Annotated in this window: 13 protein-coding genes; 4 read left to right on the top strand and 9 right to left on the bottom strand. The window is 60.7% G+C overall.

Annotation, left to right across the window (positions count from 1 at the left end):
• Nucleotides 1-13: 13 nt before the first annotated feature.
• Nucleotides 14-1,405: an L-cystine transporter gene (locus tag FPT15_RS01315; protein WP_145157785.1), complete on the bottom strand. Its 1,392-nt coding sequence runs from the start codon at nucleotides 1,403-1,405 to the stop codon at nucleotides 14-16.
• A gap of 241 nt (nucleotides 1,406-1,646) precedes the next feature.
• On the opposite strand from FPT15_RS01315, the gene FPT15_RS01310 reads away from it, so the two are divergent.
• Nucleotides 1,647-2,705 (top strand): haloacid dehalogenase-like hydrolase, encoded by a 1,059-nt coding sequence (locus tag FPT15_RS01310; RefSeq protein ID WP_145157782.1) that lies wholly within the window; start codon nucleotides 1,647-1,649, stop codon nucleotides 2,703-2,705.
• 637 nt (nucleotides 2,706-3,342) lie between these two features.
• Here FPT15_RS01310 and ilvD read toward each other — a convergent pair.
• From ilvD to FPT15_RS01280, 3 genes are all read right to left on the bottom strand, one after another.
• A complete protein-coding gene (ilvD, locus tag FPT15_RS01290; RefSeq protein ID WP_124418674.1) occupies nucleotides 3,343-5,184 on the bottom strand; it encodes a dihydroxy-acid dehydratase in 1,842 nt (613 codons plus the stop codon).
• Nucleotides 5,185-5,443: 259 nt separating this feature from the next.
• The gene (locus FPT15_RS01285; RefSeq protein ID WP_145157776.1) at nucleotides 5,444-6,604 is read right to left on the bottom strand and encodes an MFS transporter; all 1,161 of its coding nucleotides are present in this window, start codon (nucleotides 6,602-6,604) and stop codon (nucleotides 5,444-5,446) included.
• A 248-nt stretch (nucleotides 6,605-6,852) separates the two neighbouring features.
• Complete coding sequence (locus FPT15_RS01280) at nucleotides 6,853-8,049, bottom strand: class I SAM-dependent rRNA methyltransferase (protein WP_003213799.1); 1,197 nt, start codon at nucleotides 8,047-8,049, stop codon at nucleotides 6,853-6,855.
• A 296-nt stretch (nucleotides 8,050-8,345) separates the two neighbouring features.
• On the opposite strand from FPT15_RS01280, the gene FPT15_RS01275 reads away from it, so the two are divergent.
• Nucleotides 8,346-9,158, top strand: coding sequence for an HDOD domain-containing protein (locus FPT15_RS01275; protein ID WP_178119648.1), 813 nt, complete (start codon nucleotides 8,346-8,348; stop codon nucleotides 9,156-9,158).
• A 21-nt stretch (nucleotides 9,159-9,179) separates the two neighbouring features.
• Nucleotides 9,180-9,992, top strand: a complete 813-nt coding sequence (gene mutM / locus FPT15_RS01270; RefSeq protein WP_145157771.1) for a bifunctional DNA-formamidopyrimidine glycosylase/DNA-(apurinic or apyrimidinic site) lyase — start codon at nucleotides 9,180-9,182, stop codon at nucleotides 9,990-9,992.
• A gap of 123 nt (nucleotides 9,993-10,115) precedes the next feature.
• Here mutM and FPT15_RS01265 read toward each other — a convergent pair whose 3' ends face one another.
• From FPT15_RS01265 to FPT15_RS01245, 5 genes are all read right to left on the bottom strand, one after another.
• A complete protein-coding gene (locus FPT15_RS01265) occupies nucleotides 10,116-10,367 on the bottom strand; it encodes a YfhL family 4Fe-4S dicluster ferredoxin (protein WP_003195146.1) in 252 nt (83 codons plus the stop codon).
• 380 nt (nucleotides 10,368-10,747) lie between these two features.
• Entirely contained in the window at nucleotides 10,748-11,227 is a 480-nt protein-coding gene (gene coaD / locus FPT15_RS01260) for a pantetheine-phosphate adenylyltransferase (protein ID WP_003176711.1), read from the bottom strand.
• Nucleotides 11,228-11,341: 114 nt separating this feature from the next.
• Entirely contained in the window at nucleotides 11,342-12,937 is a 1,596-nt protein-coding gene (locus FPT15_RS01255) for a GMC family oxidoreductase (RefSeq protein WP_145157768.1), read from the bottom strand.
• Between the two features lie 152 nt (nucleotides 12,938-13,089).
• Nucleotides 13,090-13,635: a twin-arginine translocation pathway signal protein gene (locus FPT15_RS01250; RefSeq protein WP_145157765.1), complete on the bottom strand. Its 546-nt coding sequence runs from the start codon at nucleotides 13,633-13,635 to the stop codon at nucleotides 13,090-13,092.
• 28 nt (nucleotides 13,636-13,663) lie between these two features.
• Nucleotides 13,664-15,091 (bottom strand): coniferyl aldehyde dehydrogenase, encoded by a 1,428-nt coding sequence (locus FPT15_RS01245; RefSeq protein ID WP_145157762.1) that lies wholly within the window; start codon nucleotides 15,089-15,091, stop codon nucleotides 13,664-13,666.
• A 146-nt stretch (nucleotides 15,092-15,237) separates the two neighbouring features.
• Here FPT15_RS01245 and FPT15_RS01240 point away from each other — a divergent pair, with 146 nt between their 5' ends.
• Complete coding sequence (locus FPT15_RS01240; protein WP_025859550.1) at nucleotides 15,238-15,909, top strand: TetR/AcrR family transcriptional regulator; 672 nt, start codon at nucleotides 15,238-15,240, stop codon at nucleotides 15,907-15,909.
• The last annotated feature ends 23 nt before the right edge of the window (nucleotides 15,910-15,932 follow it).

The raw sequence follows: 15,932 nt of genomic DNA, 5'->3' as shown, positions 1-15,932 counted from the left end.
CGATAGCGGTCTATCAGGCCTGCGCTAACTCAGCGTGCTCATCGGCATTGAGCAACGCTTTATCCGTCTGCCCCATGATCTGGCTGGTAATCGCACCCGCCGTCATCGAACCGTTCACGTTCAGCGCCGTACGGCCCATGTCGATCAGCGGCTCCACGGAAATCAGCAGCGCCACCAGTGACACCGGCAAGCCCATCGCCGGCAGTACGATCAGCGCGGCAAAGGTCGCGCCGCCGCCAACACCGGCCACACCGGCCGAGCTCAAGGTCACGATTGCGACCAGCGTCGCGATCCACAGCGGGTCGAGCGGGTTGATGCCCACGGTCGGTGCAACCATCACCGCGAGCATGGCCGGGTAGAGACCGGCGCAACCGTTCTGGCCGATGGTCGCGCCAAACGAGGCGGCGAAACCGGCAATCGATTGCGGGATACCCAGGCGGCGGGTCTGCGCTTCAATGCTCAGCGGGATGGCGGCTGCGCTGGAGCGGCTGGTGAAGGCAAAGGTCAGCACTGGCCACACCTTGCGGAAGAAGCGCAGCGGGTTGACCCCGGCCAGCGACAGCAGCAGGCCGTGCACCACAAACATCAGGCCCAGCGCCAGGTACGACACCACCACAAAACTGCCGAGCTTGATGATGTCTTGCAGGTTGGAGCCGGCGACCACTTTGGTCATCAGCGCCAGCACGCCGTAGGGCGTCAGCTTCATCACCAGGCGCACCAGGCGCATCACCCAGGCTTGCAGGGTGTCGATGGCGTTGAGCACTTTCTGGCCTTTTTCCACGTCGTCCTTGAGCAGTTGCAGTGCGGCAACCCCGAGAAACGCAGCAAAAATCACCACGCTGATGATCGACGTCGGCTTGGCCCGGGCCAGGTCGGCAAACGGATTGGCTGGCACGAACGACAGCAGCAGCTGCGGAATATTCAGGTCGGCGACCTTGCCTGCGTAATCACTCTGGATCACTTGCAGGCGCGCCATTTCCTGGGTGCCGGCCACCAGGCCTTCGGCGGTAAGGCCGAACAGGTTGGTCAGGCCGATACCGATCAGCGCCGCAATTGCCGTGGTGAACAGCAGCGTACCGATGGTCAGGAAGCTGATCTTGCCCAGGGACGAGGCGTTATGCAGACGCGCCACCGCGCTGAGGATCGAGGCGAATACCAGCGGGATCACGATCATTTGCAGCAACTGCACGTAACCATTGCCGACCAGATCAAACCAGCTGATCGAGGCTTTGAGCACCGGGTTGCCGTCGCCATAAATCGTGTGCAACGCCGCGCCGAACAGCACGCCGAGCACCAGCGCGAACAGAACCTTCTTGGCGAGGCTCCAGTGTGTGCGGCGGGTTTGTGCCAGGCCCAAAAGCAGGGCCACGAACACCAGTACGTTGAGAATCAGGGGCAGATTCATTGAAGCTCCGTTGAGAAGGCAGCCAATCGCGTGAGCCTGCGATTGCGAACCGGAAAGCCTAACAGCTTGAAATATATTGATTTAATACCGATATGGAATGGTGACTGTCGTTTTTGGAATAAGCCTTTGACGCTCAGGCACACGCCCTTGGCGCAATCACGACGCAAGCGGTCGTGCTCGGGCGATAACTGTCACACAGATTTGTTAGCGTCGATGTCTTTCACTCAGGGAGAAATCGCTTATGAAGTTCGCGCCAACACTACTGGCCGCCGCCTTCTGCTTGGGCCTCGCCAGCCAGGCATTTGCCGCCACCGAGTTGAAGCACTGGCCGGCGCCTGCCGCCGAGCAACTGAACAAGATGATCGCCGCCAACGCCAACAAGGGTAACTTCGCGGTGTTCGACATGGACAACACCAGTTACCGCTACGACCTCGAAGAGTCCCTGCTGCCGTACCTTGAGAACAAAGGCCTGATCACCCGCGACACCATGGACCCGTCCCTCAAGCTGATTCCGTTCAAAGACACCGCCGACCACAAGGAAAGCCTGTTCAGCTACTACTACCGACTCTGCGAAGTGGACGACATGGTCTGCTACCCGTGGGTTGCGCAGATTTTCTCCGGCTTCACCCTCAAGGAGCTCAAGGGCTATGTCGACGAGATGATGGCGTCGGGCAAGCCGGTGCCGGTCACCTATTACGACGGTGACGTGGTCAAGACCATGGACGTGCAGCCGCCGAAAGTCTTCACCGGCCAGGCTGAGCTGTTCAACAAGCTGATGGAAAACGGCATCGAGGTGTATGTGATGACCGCCGCGTCCGAGGAGTTGGTGCGCATGGTCGCCGCCGATCCGAAGTACGGCTACAACGTCAAACCCGAGAACGTCATCGGCGTGAGCACCTTGCTCAAGGATCGCAAGACCGGCGAGCTGACCACCGCGCGTAAGCAGATCGCCGCCGGCAAATACGACGAAAAAGCCAACCTCGGCCTGGAACTGACCCCGTACCTGTGGACCCCGGCGACCTGGATGGCTGGCAAGCACGCGGCGATCCTCACCTACATCGATGAGTGGAAAAAACCGGTGATCGTCGGCGGCGACACCCCTACCAGCGACGGCTACATGTTGTTTCACGATGTGGACGTGGCCAAGGGTGGCGTCCACCTGTGGATCAACCGCAAGGATAAATACATGACCCAACTCAACGGCATGATGGCCAAACACGCGGCGGCCCAGGCCAAGGAAGGGCTGCCGGTGACGGCGGACAAGAACTGGGTGATCGTCAAGCCGGACGAGATTCAGTAAGACCGAGCCGCCTGCTTTCGCGAGCAAGCCCGCTCCCACATTTTGACCGCATTCTCATAGTGGAACCCGGTCAACTGTGGGAGCGGGCTTGCCCGCGAAGGCGGTGTGTCAGGCAGTGCATGGGTCGGCTGGCCCACCGCTATCGCAGGCAAGCCAGCTCCCACATTCGACCGCATTCTTAAGGTGGGACCCGATCAACTGTGGGAGCGGGCTTGCTCGCGAAGGCGGTGTGTCAGGCAGTAGATGAGTCGGCTGGCCCACCGCTATCGCAGGCAAGCCCGCTCCCACATTTTGACCGCATGCTCATGTTGGAACTCGGTCACCTGTGGGAGCGGGCTTGCCCGCGAAAGCGGTGTGTCAGGCAGTACATGACTCGGCTGGCCCACCGCTATCGCAGGCAAGCCAGCTCCCACATTCGACCGCATGCTCATGTTGGAACCTGGTCAACTGTGGGAGCGGGCTTGCTCGCGAAGGCGGTGTATCAGGCAGTACATGGGTCGTCGGGCCCACCACTATCGCAGGCAAGCCAGCTCCCACATTCGACCGCATGCTCATGTTGGAACTCGGCTTACTGCTGAAGGGTTTATCCAGATAAAAAAATGCCCCGCACGTGGCGGGGCATTTTTATGCGCGGGGCTTACAGGCCGTCGAGCATCGCTTTGTTACGCACAGCGCCTTTGTCGGCGCTGGTGGCCAGCAAGGCGTAAGCCTTCAACGCAGTGGTGACCTTGCGCGGACGCTTCTCGACCGGTTTCCAGCCTTTCTTGTCCTGCTCAACCCGGCGGGCGGCCAGTTCTTCGTCACTGATCAACAGGTTGATCGAGCGGTTCGGAATGTCGATCAGCACTTTGTCGCCGTCCTGCACCAGGCCAATCGCGCCGCCGGCAGCCGCTTCTGGCGAAGCGTGGCCGATGGACAGGCCCGAGGTGCCGCCGGAGAAACGGCCGTCGGTGAGCAGGGCGCAGGCTTTGCCCAGGCCTTTGGATTTCAGGTACGACGTCGGGTAGAGCATCTCTTGCATGCCCGGGCCGCCTTTCGGGCCTTCGTAGCGGATGATCACGATGTCGCCCGCCTTTACTTCGTCGGCGAGGATGCCGCGTACGGCGCTGTCCTGGCTTTCGAAGATCTTGGCGTTGCCTTCGAACACGTGGATGGATTCATCCACACCGGCGGTTTTCACCACGCAGCCATCCAGTGCGATGTTGCCGTACAGCACGGCCAGGCCGCCTTCTTGCGAGTAGGCGTGCTCGACACTGCGGATGCAGCCGTTTTCACGGTCGTCATCGAGGGTGTCCCAACGGGTGGACTGGCTGAACGCCGTTTGCGTCGGGATGCCGGCCGGGCCTGCCTTGAAGAAGTGATGCACGGCTTCGTCGGTGGTCTGGGTGATGTCCCACTTGGCGATGCCTTCGGCCATGCTCGTGCTGTGCACGGTCGGCAGGTCGGTGTGCAGCAGGCCGCCACGGGCCAGCGAGCCGAGGATCGAGAAGATCCCGCCGGCGCGGTGCACGTCTTCCATGTGGTACTTCTGGATGTTCGGCGCGACCTTGCACAGTTGCGGCACGTGCCGGGACAGACGGTCGATGTCGCGCAGGTCGAAATCGATCTCGGCTTCCTGGGCGGCGGCCAGCAAGTGCAGGATGGTGTTGGTGGAACCGCCCATGGCGATGTCCAGGGTCATGGCGTTTTCGAACGCCTTGAAGTTGGCGATGTTGCGCGGCAGCACCGACTCATCGTTGTCGGTGTAGTAACGCTTGCACAGCTCGACGATGGTACGGCCGGCCTGCAGGAACAGCTGCTCGCGGTCGCTGTGGGTGGCCAGCGTGGAACCGTTGCCCGGCAAGGCCAGGCCCAGGGCTTCGACCAGGCAGTTCATCGAGTTGGCGGTGAACATGCCGGAGCACGAGCCGCACGTTGGGCAAGCGCTGCGCTCGTATTCCGCGACTTTCTCGTCAGACGCGCTGGAATCGGCGGCGATGACCATAGCGTCGACCAGGTCGAGGCCGTGGGAGGCGAGCTTGGTCTTGCCGGCTTCCATTGGGCCGCCGGAGACGAAGATCACCGGGATGTTCAGGCGCAGGGAGGCCATCAGCATGCCGGGGGTGATTTTGTCGCAGTTGGAGATGCACACGATGGCGTCGGCGCAGTGGGCGTTGACCATGTATTCCACGGAGTCGGCGATGATCTCGCGGCTCGGCAGCGAATACAGCATGCCGTCATGGCCCATGGCGATGCCGTCATCCACGGCGATGGTGTTGAATTCTTTGGCCACGCCGCCGGCGCGTTCGATCTCGCGGGCGACCAGTTGGCCCAGGTCCTTGAGGTGGACGTGGCCGGGTACGAACTGGGTGAACGAGTTGGCAATCGCGATGATCGGCTTTTTGAAGTCGTCATCTTTCATCCCCGTGGCACGCCACAGTGCGCGCGCGCCGGCCATGTTGCGGCCGTGGGTGGATGTTTTCGAGCGGTAATCAGGCATGGAGCACTCCGGGCGGCTAATCAAGTACTAAAGGGAAGTGAGCTTCTATTGACGTCTGGAACACTCAGAAAATGGCCGTGTGTCCAAACGTTGCCACTCGCGTCGCGGGATCGCCGCGTGCTTGGGCCTCGAGCTCATAAACCCGCCGGGGGATGACTGGCGATGAATAGCGTCGATTCTACACCGCTGGCGGCCGGAGGGAATGGCCGCCAGCGTGTAGATAGCGCTTACGAGACGTGTGGGTGTGCAAGTTTCATGGTCAGCGGCCGACCCGCGCGTTCGTCATCACGCCCCAAACGCTGAGCACGATGAAGCTGATGGCGATGGTCATCAGCAGGTTGGCCCCGGCTTGGGCGAGGGCGGCGCTGCTGACGGCAGCGGTGATGAACATGATGCTGTTGCCGGCCGAGGCGGCGGTGCCGGCGCTGCTGGAGAACAGCAACATGGCGGCGGAAATCGCGGCGGGGCGAACCAGAGTTACGGCCAGGGCGCTGATCAGCATCGGGATCAGCAGGGTGATGGTGGTGATGGCTCCAAGACCGACGATCAGCATCAGAAGCACGCCTGCGATAAGCAGCAATCCAAGGCCGATGTTGATTTGCCGGGACAGCGAGATGCGTTTTTGAAGATACGACGCCGCCAAGCCACCGAGCAGATAGGCCACGCCATACACCATGAGTACCAGTGCGTACTGGTATTCGGAGAGTTTCAACGAGTCCATGAAAATCAACGGTGTCACGCTGATCAAGGCGAAGTAGCAGGCGAACACCAACGCGGCGATCCACCAGTAACGCAGGAAGTCGCGATTGGTCGCGACATCTTTCAGCGTGCCGATGATCGACACCGGCGTGCGGTGCGGGCTGGCGGACTTGGAGGGCAGTATGCAGAACGCATGGATCAACATCCCCAACGCCATCAGTGCGAATCCATAGAAACTACCTTGCCAATCGAAGGTGGTTTGCAACCAGGAGCCGATCAGCGGTGACAAGGCGACGAACGAGCCGCTCAGGGTCATGTAGTAGAGGCGCACACGGGCTCGATCCTGTTCTTCGAACAGGTCTTCCACTAACGCGTGGCCCAGTACGAAGAAGCCGCAACCCATGGCCTGGACCGAGCGAAACAGCAGGAAGCTCAGGTAGTCCGTCGATAATGCGCAACCTATCGCACCCAGGATCGACAGCGTGATGCAACCGAGCAGGACTTCCTTGCGGCCCCATTTATCCGACAGCGGGCCGGCAACCAATTGGGACACTGAAAACACCAGCGTGAACAGACTGATCGACAGTGCGATTTCTGCGGTAGGTGTGTCGAACCTGGCAGCCAGTGCGGGAAACGAGGGCAGCAGAATGTTGATAGGGAAAAAGCTGATCAGGGAAATGCAGGTGATGAGGATGAAGCGGGAGAGGTAGGGCCCAGACATTGTTTTTGTTTTCCGGAGTAATTCCAGAAACCGATACTAGTCTGCGAAATGTGGAATTCAATCAAAACCGTTGAAGGACGGTTCCCGAATTGTTGTGGTTTGCGGTGATAGGAAAGTTGCCCTGACACACCACAAACCAAAATGTGGGAGCGGGCTTGCTCGCGAATACGTAGTGTCAGTCAACTCATTCATCGACTGACTTGCCGCTTTCGCGAGCAAGCCCGCTCCCACATTTAGCCCGCGTTCAATCAGCTATTGGGCAACAACCGGCACGTAATGCTCTTGATATAGCGCGTTTCGGCAATCGCCGGGTGCACCGGGTGATCCGGGCCCTGGCCGCCGCGTTCGAGCATCTGGATATTGCGGTCCAGGTGACGGGCGCTGGTCAGCAGGATGTTTTGCAGGTCGTCTTCCGGCAAGTGCATCGAGCAGGATGCGCTGACCAGGATGCCGTCCTTGCTGAGCAGGCGCATGGCTTGCTCGTTCAGGCGGCGGTAGGCGCCTTCGCCGTTTTTCATGTCTTTTTTGCGTTTGATGAAAGCCGGTGGGTCGGCCACGATCACGTCGAAGCGTTCTTCGCTGGCTTTCAGCTCTTTGAGGGCTTCGAACACATCGCCTTCGATGCAGGTCATCTTCTCGGCAACGCCGTTCAGCGCAGCGTTGCGCTCCACGCCGTCGAGGGCGAAGGCGGAGGCGTCGACGCAGAACACTTCACTGGCGCCGAAGGCTGCAGCTTGCACGCCCCAGCCGCCGATGTAGCTGTAAAGGTCCAGCACGCGTTTGCCTTTGGCATACGGCGCCAGGCGGGCGCGGTTCATGCGGTGGTCGTAGAACCAGCCGGTCTTCTGGCCCTGGATTACCGGGGCTTCGAATTTCACGCCGTTCTCTTCCAGCGCGACCCACTCCGGTACCAGGCCGAACACGGTTTCAACGTAGCGGTTGAGGCCTTCGGCGTCGCGCGCGGCGGAGTCGTTCTTGAACAGGATGCCGCTTGGCTTGAGCACTTGGGTCAGGGCGGCGATCACGTCTTCTTTGTGGGCTTCCATGGTCGCCGAAGCGATCTGGACCACCAGGATGTCACCGAAACGGTCAACCACCAGGCCCGGCAGCAGGTCGGAGTCGCCGTACACCAGGCGGTAGAACGGCTTGTCGAACAGGCGATCACGCAGCGACAGCGCGACGTTGATGCGGTGCACCAGCAGCGACTTGTCCAATGGCAACTTGATGTCGCGCGACAGCAGACGGGCACAGATCAGGTTGTTCGGGCTCATGGCCACGATGCCCAGGGTCTTGCCGCCGGCCGCTTCCAGGATAGCCTGGTCGCCTGCCTGGAAGCCGTGAAGTGGGGTGGCGGCCACGTCGATTTCGTTGCTGTAGACCCACAGGTGGCCGTTGCGCAAACGACGATCGGCGTTGGCTTTGAGACGCAGGCTTGGCAGGGACATGACGTCGCTCCGGAAAAAAGAGCGGGAGTATACCGTGTTGTGCATGAATTCGCGGCGCCGCCGGACATGTGGGAGCGGGCTTGCTCGCGAAAGCGGTGGATCAGCGACTGTATTCGGTGACTGACACCGAGCGTTCGCGAGCAAGCCCGCTCCCACATTTGATCCGGTTTCAGTTCGGCATTTGGGTGTCGGTCAAGTCTTCATAAGGGTTAGAATCGCCGCCTAGCCCAGAGTGTGTACTTATGTCCCAAGAGCTTTCCGCCGAACAGATCCAACAGGCCCTGCAAGGCATCAGCGTGCCGCCTCAACCGCAAATCATGGTGGATTTGCAGATGGAGCAGTACATGCCCGACCCGGACCTGGAAGTGATCGCGCGGTTGATCTCCCAGGACCCGGGCCTGTCCGGCGCATTGCTGAAGATCGTCAACTCGCCGTATTACGGCCTGAGCAACAAGATTGCCTCGATCCAGCGCGCGGTGAACCTGCTGGGCAGCCGTTCGATCATCAACTTGATCAACGCACAGTCGATCAAAGGCGAGATGAGCGACGACACCATTGTCACCCTCAACCGCTTCTGGGACACCGCCCAGGATGTGGCCATGACCTGCCTGACGCTGGCCAAGCGCACCGGCTCGCAGGCGGTGGACGAGGCTTATGCCCTGGGGCTGTTCCACGATTGCGGCGTGCCGTTGATGCTCAAGCGGTTCCCCGATTACATGACGGTGCTGGAGCAGGCCTACGCCAATGCCGGGCCCGATTGCCGCGTGGTCGACACCGAGAACAACGCGTTCAACACCAACCATGCCGTGGTCGGCTACTACACCGCCAAATCCTGGCGCCTGCCGGAGCATGTGACCGACGCGATCGCCAACCACCACAACGCGTTGGCGATTTTCAGCGATGAGTCGTCGCGCACGCCGCAACTTAAAAACCTGCTGGCCATCCTGAAAATGGCTGAGCACATCTGTTCGTCCTGTCGCGTGCTGGGTAACCAGGCCGTGGACCATGAGTGGAATGCCATCGGCCATCTGGTGCTGGATTACGTGGGCCTGTCGGACTACGACTTCGAAAGCATGAAGTTGTCGATCCGCGAACTGGGCGCGCACTGACCCTTTTTTCACGAGGTACACATGCCCGAGTTACCAGAAGTCGAAACCACCCGGCGCGGGATTGCGCCGCACCTGGAAGGCCAACGCGTCAGCCGTGTGGTGGTGCGTGAGCGGCGCCTGCGCTGGCCGATCCCGGAAGACCTGGATGTGCGCCTGTCCGGGCAGCGCATCGTGCTGGTGGAGCGGCGGGCCAAGTACCTGTTGATCAATGCCGAAGTGGGTACCTTGATCAGCCACTTGGGCATGTCGGGCAACCTGCGGCTGGTGGAAGCCGGTTCGCCCGCGCTCAAGCATGAGCATGTGGACATCGAGCTGGAGTCGGGAATGGCGCTGCGCTACACCGACCCGCGGCGCTTTGGCGCGATGCTCTGGAGCCAGGACCCGCACAACCACGAATTGCTGATTCGCCTGGGGCCGGAGCCGTTGACTGACCTGTTTGACGGCGAGCGGCTGTTCCAGCTGTCCCGCGGCAAGTCCGTGGCGGTGAAGCCGTTCATCATGGACAACGCGGTGGTGGTGGGCGTGGGCAATATCTATGCGACCGAAGCGCTGTTTGCCGCCGGGATTGATCCGCGTCGCGCCGCCGGTGGCATTTCACGCGGGCGTTACTTGAAGCTGGCAATTGAGATCAAGCGTGTGCTGGCCGCCGCCATCGAGCGTGGCGGCACCACATTGCGGGACTTTATCGGCGGTGACGGGCAGCCGGGGTATTTTCAGCAGGAACTGTTCGTCTACGGCCGGGGCGGCGAGGCGTGCAAGGTCTGCGGCAGCGAGTTGCGCAATGTGGTGTTGGGGCAGCGGGCGAGTGTGTTTTGCCCTAAGTGCCAGAGCTGAGTGTTGTGTGAGGGCTGATGCCGCCATCGCAGGCAAGCCTGCTCCCACACTTGACCGTATTCACACGTTTAAATGTGGGAGCTGGCTTGCCTGCGATGAGGTCCGGATGGGCGCCACAGGGTCTCAGGCCTTACCGGTAATCTTCCGGTACTTCTCCATCAACTGCTCTTCAGTCTCAGGGTGTGCTTCATCCAGCGGAATGCAATCCACCGGGCACACTTGCTGGCACTGAGGCTCGTCGTAGTGGCCGACACATTGGGTACACAGGTTGGGGTCGATCACGTAGATCTCTTCACCCTGGGAAATCGCAGCGTTCGGGCACTCAGGTTCGCAGACGTCGCAGTTGATGCAATCGTCGGTGATGATCAGGGACATGGAAACTCCTGCCAGGGCTGTCAGCCAGGGCATCTGAAAACGAATGCGCGCAATTGTGCCGCATTGGCGCTCGCAGTGCGAGCTGTGGCGATCGCTGGGCTTGTTGTGGGGAGCGCCGTGCCTGTTGTGGCGAGCGCCGCGCCTATTGTGGCGAGCGGGCTTGCCCCGCGTTGGGCTGCGAAGCGGCCCTGAAAACAGGCGGCCGTGTTTTGGCTGAAACTATGCGGTGGGTTTATTGGGGCTGCTTCGCAGCCCAACGCGGGGCAAGCCCGCTCGCCACAATAAGCCCGCTCAGCACAGATAAGCCAGGCTCAGCATGAACAAGTCAGGCTCAGCATTGGCAAGTCAGGCTTTGCACAGACAAGCCCGCGCTTCAGAAGTTATTTCTTGAAGCGCAGTGTCAGCGCATCCGCCACAGCCGGGTGTACGAACTTGGTGATATCTCCGCCCAAAGCGGCGATTTCACGAACCAATGTCGAGGAAATGAACGAGTAACGCTCCGACGGCGTGAGGAACAGGCTTTCCACGTCCGGCGCCAATTGGCGGTTCATGTTGGCCAGCTGGAATTCGTATTCGAAGTCCGATACTGCACGCAGGCCACGCAGGAACACATTGGCGTTCTGCTCCTTGGCGAAGTGTGCCAGCAGCGTCGAAAAACCCACCACTTCCACATTAGGCAGGTGTTTGGTGACCTCACGCGCCAGTTCCACGCGCTGTTCCAGGGGAAACAGCGGGTTTTTCTTGGGGCTGGCAGCGACCGCGATGATCACATGGTCGAACAGGCGAGAGGCGCGTTCGACCAGATCGCCATGGCCTTTGGTAATCGGGTCGAAGGTACCTGGGTACAACACTCGGTTCATCGCGTCGTCCTGGCGGAGTCCGTTGGGGAACCGGATGGTATCGCAGCCATCCCGGTCGGCCAAGTCAACTTATGCAGAAGAAAGCACTATAGACACCGCGAATAACCTGTTTTTTCACGCTGTTTTCAGACGTTCGGCCAACGCTGTCGCCAGTTGTGCGGTTAATCCATACACCGACAATTGCGGGTTAGCCCCAATGCTGGTGGGGAATAACGAGCCATCGTGGATCGACAGATTGCGCAATTGGTGATGGCGACCGAGGCTGTCAGCCACGGCGTTTTTCGGGTCTTCGCCCATGGCGCAACCGCCCATCACGTGGGCGCTGCCCAGGGTGGTTCGATGCAGTTCCAGGCTCAGGCCGTCGATCAGGCTGCGTGCCTCGGCCAGGGTGCTGACGTAACGCGCGTCGTGATGCAACGGCTTGACCGACTTGGCGCCCGCCGCGAACTGGATCTCGGCCATGCTGTGGAAGGCTCGGCGCAGGCCGTCCCAGGCGTAGGGCGATACTGCGTAATCGAGAACCGGCGTACCGTCACCGCGTAATTCCACCGTGCCGCCAGGGCTGTCGGGATGAAAGCCATCACGTAAAAGGGCAAGCATGGCGTGGGTATGGGGCAACTGGCTCATATCCAGCGCGTTGCCGGTGCCGTAACCGCCGAATAGCGTGCTGGCCAACCCTGGGTGCAAGGGCGGTGCCTCCAGCTTGTAGGACATTTTGCCGGTGGTGCCGTCCAGCCACTGGAAGTGATCGGAATAAATTGACTGCGGCGCGCCGTAGAACGGGTTGATCACCTCGTCAAACTGCCCGGCAGAGAAATTCACCAGATGCAGGAACGTGCGCTTGCCCACGCGCGAATGCGGGTCGGGCGCGTCCGAACGCATCAGCAGCGCCGGGCTGTTGATGCCGCCGCCCGACAGCACGTAATGCCTGGCCTTGACGGTTATCTTGCGACCGGTGGGCGCGACGCAACGCTCGTCCATGGCCATGCATTCCAGGCTGCTGATGGTGTCGCCGCTGTACTTGAGCCGTTCTGCGCGGGCGAGATACAGCAGTTCGCCGCCATTTTGCAGGGTGGACGGAATGGTAGTCACCAGCATCGACTGCTTGGCGTTGACCGGGCAACCCATGCCGCAATACCCCAGGTTGAAACAGCCGCGCACGTTGCGTGGGATCACGTGCCAGCTGTAACCGAGCTTTTCGCAGCCTTTGCGGATCACATCATTGTTGGCATTCGGTGGCATGGCCCACGGGGCGATGCCCAGGCGCTGTTCCATCTTCTCGAACCACGGCGCCATCTCGGCGCTGCTGTGGCCTTTTACCGCGTACTCACTGGCCCAGTGGGTGAGGGTGGCGTCCGGCGTTCGGAAGCTGGAGGTCCAGTTGATCAATGTGGTGCCGCCCACCGCCCGGCCCTGCAGGATGGTTATCGCGCCGTCTTTGCTCATGCGGCCAATGCCTTCCTGGTACAGGCTGGCGTAGGCCTCGTCTTCGAGCAGCTTGAAGTCGCTGCTGGTCTTGAGCGGGCCCTCTTCGATCAGCAGCACCTTGTAGCCGGCGGCGCTGAGGATTTCGGCAGTGGTGCCACCGCCGGCACCGCTGCCGATGATCACCACATCGGCTTCCAGCGTCAGGTCGCTGTCGAGTGCGGCGCCATTGTGGGTTTTCCAGCCGCGGGCCAGGCCGTCGCGGAACAGATCGGGTACGGGCATAGGTGTGCACTCTTATTTTTTTTGTACGAAGTTGCGATCAGTGTGGGAGCTGGCTTGCCAGCGTTAGCGGTTTGCCTGCCGATCAATTCATCGCTGATACACCGCCATCGCAGGCAAGCCAGCTCCCACATTTTCTAATCAGGTTGTCAGGCCTAAATCTTCGGCGGGCCGGGGTAGCCGCAATGGGCCCAGGATTGCGGGCGGAAGTACCAGGCCATGATCACCAGCTTGAGCAACGAACCCTGGCCCATGCGCAGCAGGTTCAGGTAGCTGTTTTCCCAGCGGTGCAGGAAGTTGCGGATCTGTTCACTGCTGGCATTTTCCCAACTGCCCCAGATCCCCGTCAGCGGGCCACGGGTGATGCCCATGCCCAGCACGTCGAACAGTTGCTGGGTAAGCTTGAACATCTCCGGCGACAGGTGCTGCAGGCTGTAGTCGAGTTTTTTCAGGGTGTCTTCAATCCCGGCGACCACGTCCTGGGCGCTGGCCACGCCCTCGAGCAGCACCGGGATCACCGCGCGCAAGAACGGCAAGTCACTGCTGCGCAGCATTGCAAAGCCGCTGGCCGGGGTGCTGCTGGAGCACCCGCTGAGGCTGGCGCCCAGCCCGGCAGTGGCCAGGAACGCGCTGGCACACAGGCCGATTTTCAAGACGCCGCGCCGCGACAGCGCAGGTGTTTCAGTCAGGCTAGGGTTCATTATTATTGTTGTCCCGAGAGTGGCGGAATCAGCGCACAAACAACTTCTGAATCAACTTCTGGATCGACTTGCCATAGGGCGGGTAGATCAATTTCGCCGCGTTCAGGCGCTGTTTCACCAGCACGCCCTTGGCCTTGCTGAATGTGAGGAACCCTTCGTGGCCGTGGTAGTGGCCCATGCCGGAAGGTCCGATGCCGCCGAAGGGCATGTCATCCTGAGCCACATGCAGCAGGGTGTCGTTCAGGCACACGCCGCCGGAGTGGGTTTCATGCAGCACGCGGTTCTGCTCGCCCTTGTTGTAGCCGAAGTAATACAGGGCCAGCGGACGAGGGCGCTGGTTGACGTAGGCAAAGGCCTGATCAATGCCGCGATACGGCACGATCGGCAGCACCGGGCCGAAGATTTCGTCCTGCATCACAGTCATTTCATCGCTGACATTCAGCAACAGGCTATGGGACATGCGCCGTGCCTGGCCTTGGTCGTACAAGGTGATCAGGGTGGCGCCTTTCTCGGTGGCGTCTTTGACGTAGGCATTCAGCCTGGCCTGTTGCCGATCATTAATGATGGCGGTGTAGTCCGGGTTGTCGGTCAGGGTCGGGTAAAACCCGCGAACTGCCTTGCTGTAAGCCTCGACGAACCCCTCGATGCGATCTTCGGGCACCAGCACGTAGTCCGGCGCCACGCAGGTTTGCCCGGCATTCAGGCATTTGCCGAAGGCGATACGCTCGGCGGCGTCCTTGAGTGGCACATCGGCCGAGACAATCGCGGGTGACTTGCCGCCCAACTCCAGCGTGACCGGCGTGAGGTGCTCGGCAGCCGCGCGCATCACGTGTTTGCCGATGCTGGTGGCGCCGGTGAACAGCAGGTGATCGAAGCGCAATTTGGAAAACGCCATGCCCACTTCGGCTTCGCCCAGCACCACGCACACCAGATCCTCGGGGAAGATTTTCGCCAGCAGCGCCTTGAGCAGTTCACCCGTAGCGGGCGTGGATTCGCTGAGCTTGAGCATCACCCGGTTACCGGCCGCCAACGCGCCGACCAACGGGCCGATGGCCAAATACAACGGGTAGTTCCACGGCACGATCACGCCGACCACGCCCAGTGGTTGATAGATGACCTTGGCGGATGCCGGTTGGAAGGCGATGCCTACAGCGCGGCGGGAAGGTTTCATCCAGCCTTTGAGGTGTTTGCTGGCGTAGTGAATGCCATGCAGGCTCGGCATCAACTCGGCGAACAGGGTTTCGTCTGCGCTGCGGTGGCTGAAGTCCTGGCTGATCGCGTCGATCAGGGCCTGGCGTTCGTCGCTGAGCACATCGCGCAATGCCTTGAGCCATTGTTGGCGCTGCGCCGCCGGTGGCATCGGGTTGGCGGCATAGGCGCGACGCTGTGCGTCGAACAGGTCCTGGAGTTGATCCAGCGCCTGGGAATCTTGCAGGTAGGCAACGTTGGCAGACATGGCGCAGTTCCCGATTGTTATAGGTCTGCCTGGATTTTTAGAGTCATTGCTCTAAATTGTCAAATATCATTGCAGCAACATGCGGATTTATCCAGACAAGGATAGGCCGTAAGATGCCCCATCACGTGTTTAGAAGCTGATCCCCTATGGCACCACGAGTAAAGACCAGCGAGCGCATTGTGCAAACCAGCCTGGAGCTTTTTAACCAGCAGGGCGAGCGCAGTGTCAGCACCAACCACATTGCCGCCCACATGGAAATTTCCCCGGGCAACCTGTACTACCACTTCCCCAACAAGCAGGCGATCATCGCCGTGCTGTTTCGCGAATACGAAGCCCTCGTGGACAGTTTCCTGCGCCCGCCCCAAGGCCGCGCCGTCACCGTCGAAGACAAGCGTTTTTACCTGCAGGCCGTGCTGGCGGGCATGTGGCGCTATCGCTTCCTGCACCGCGACCTGGAACACCTGCTGGAAAGCGACCCGGAACTGGCCACCGGCTACCGGCGCTTTTCCCAGCGTTGCCTGATCCAGGGCGGCGCCATCTATCAAGGGTTTGTCGATGCCGGCATCCTCAATATGGACCCGGTGCAAACCGAGGCGCTGACCCTCAATGCCTGGATCATCCTCACCTCGTGGGTGCGATTTCTGTGCACCACCAATGAAAATTCCGCCCACTTGAGCGCCGAGGCGATCAAGCGTGGGGTGTACCAGGTGCTGGTGCTGGAGGCGGGGTTTGTCACGCCCCAGGCCAAAGAGGCGGTAGACGCCTTGTTCAAAGAGTTTTACGTGCCGTTGAACCAGGCACTGGAAGAAGTGAAGTAGGACCTTTCCCGAATCTGTTCACA

The sequence above is a fragment of the Pseudomonas sp. RGB genome (assembly GCF_007713445.1).
In the GTDB taxonomy this organism is placed as follows: domain Bacteria; phylum Pseudomonadota; class Gammaproteobacteria; order Pseudomonadales; family Pseudomonadaceae; genus Aquipseudomonas.
The sequence above is the reverse complement of the archived record's forward strand: the minus strand, read 5'-3'. Positions and strand labels throughout refer to the sequence as shown.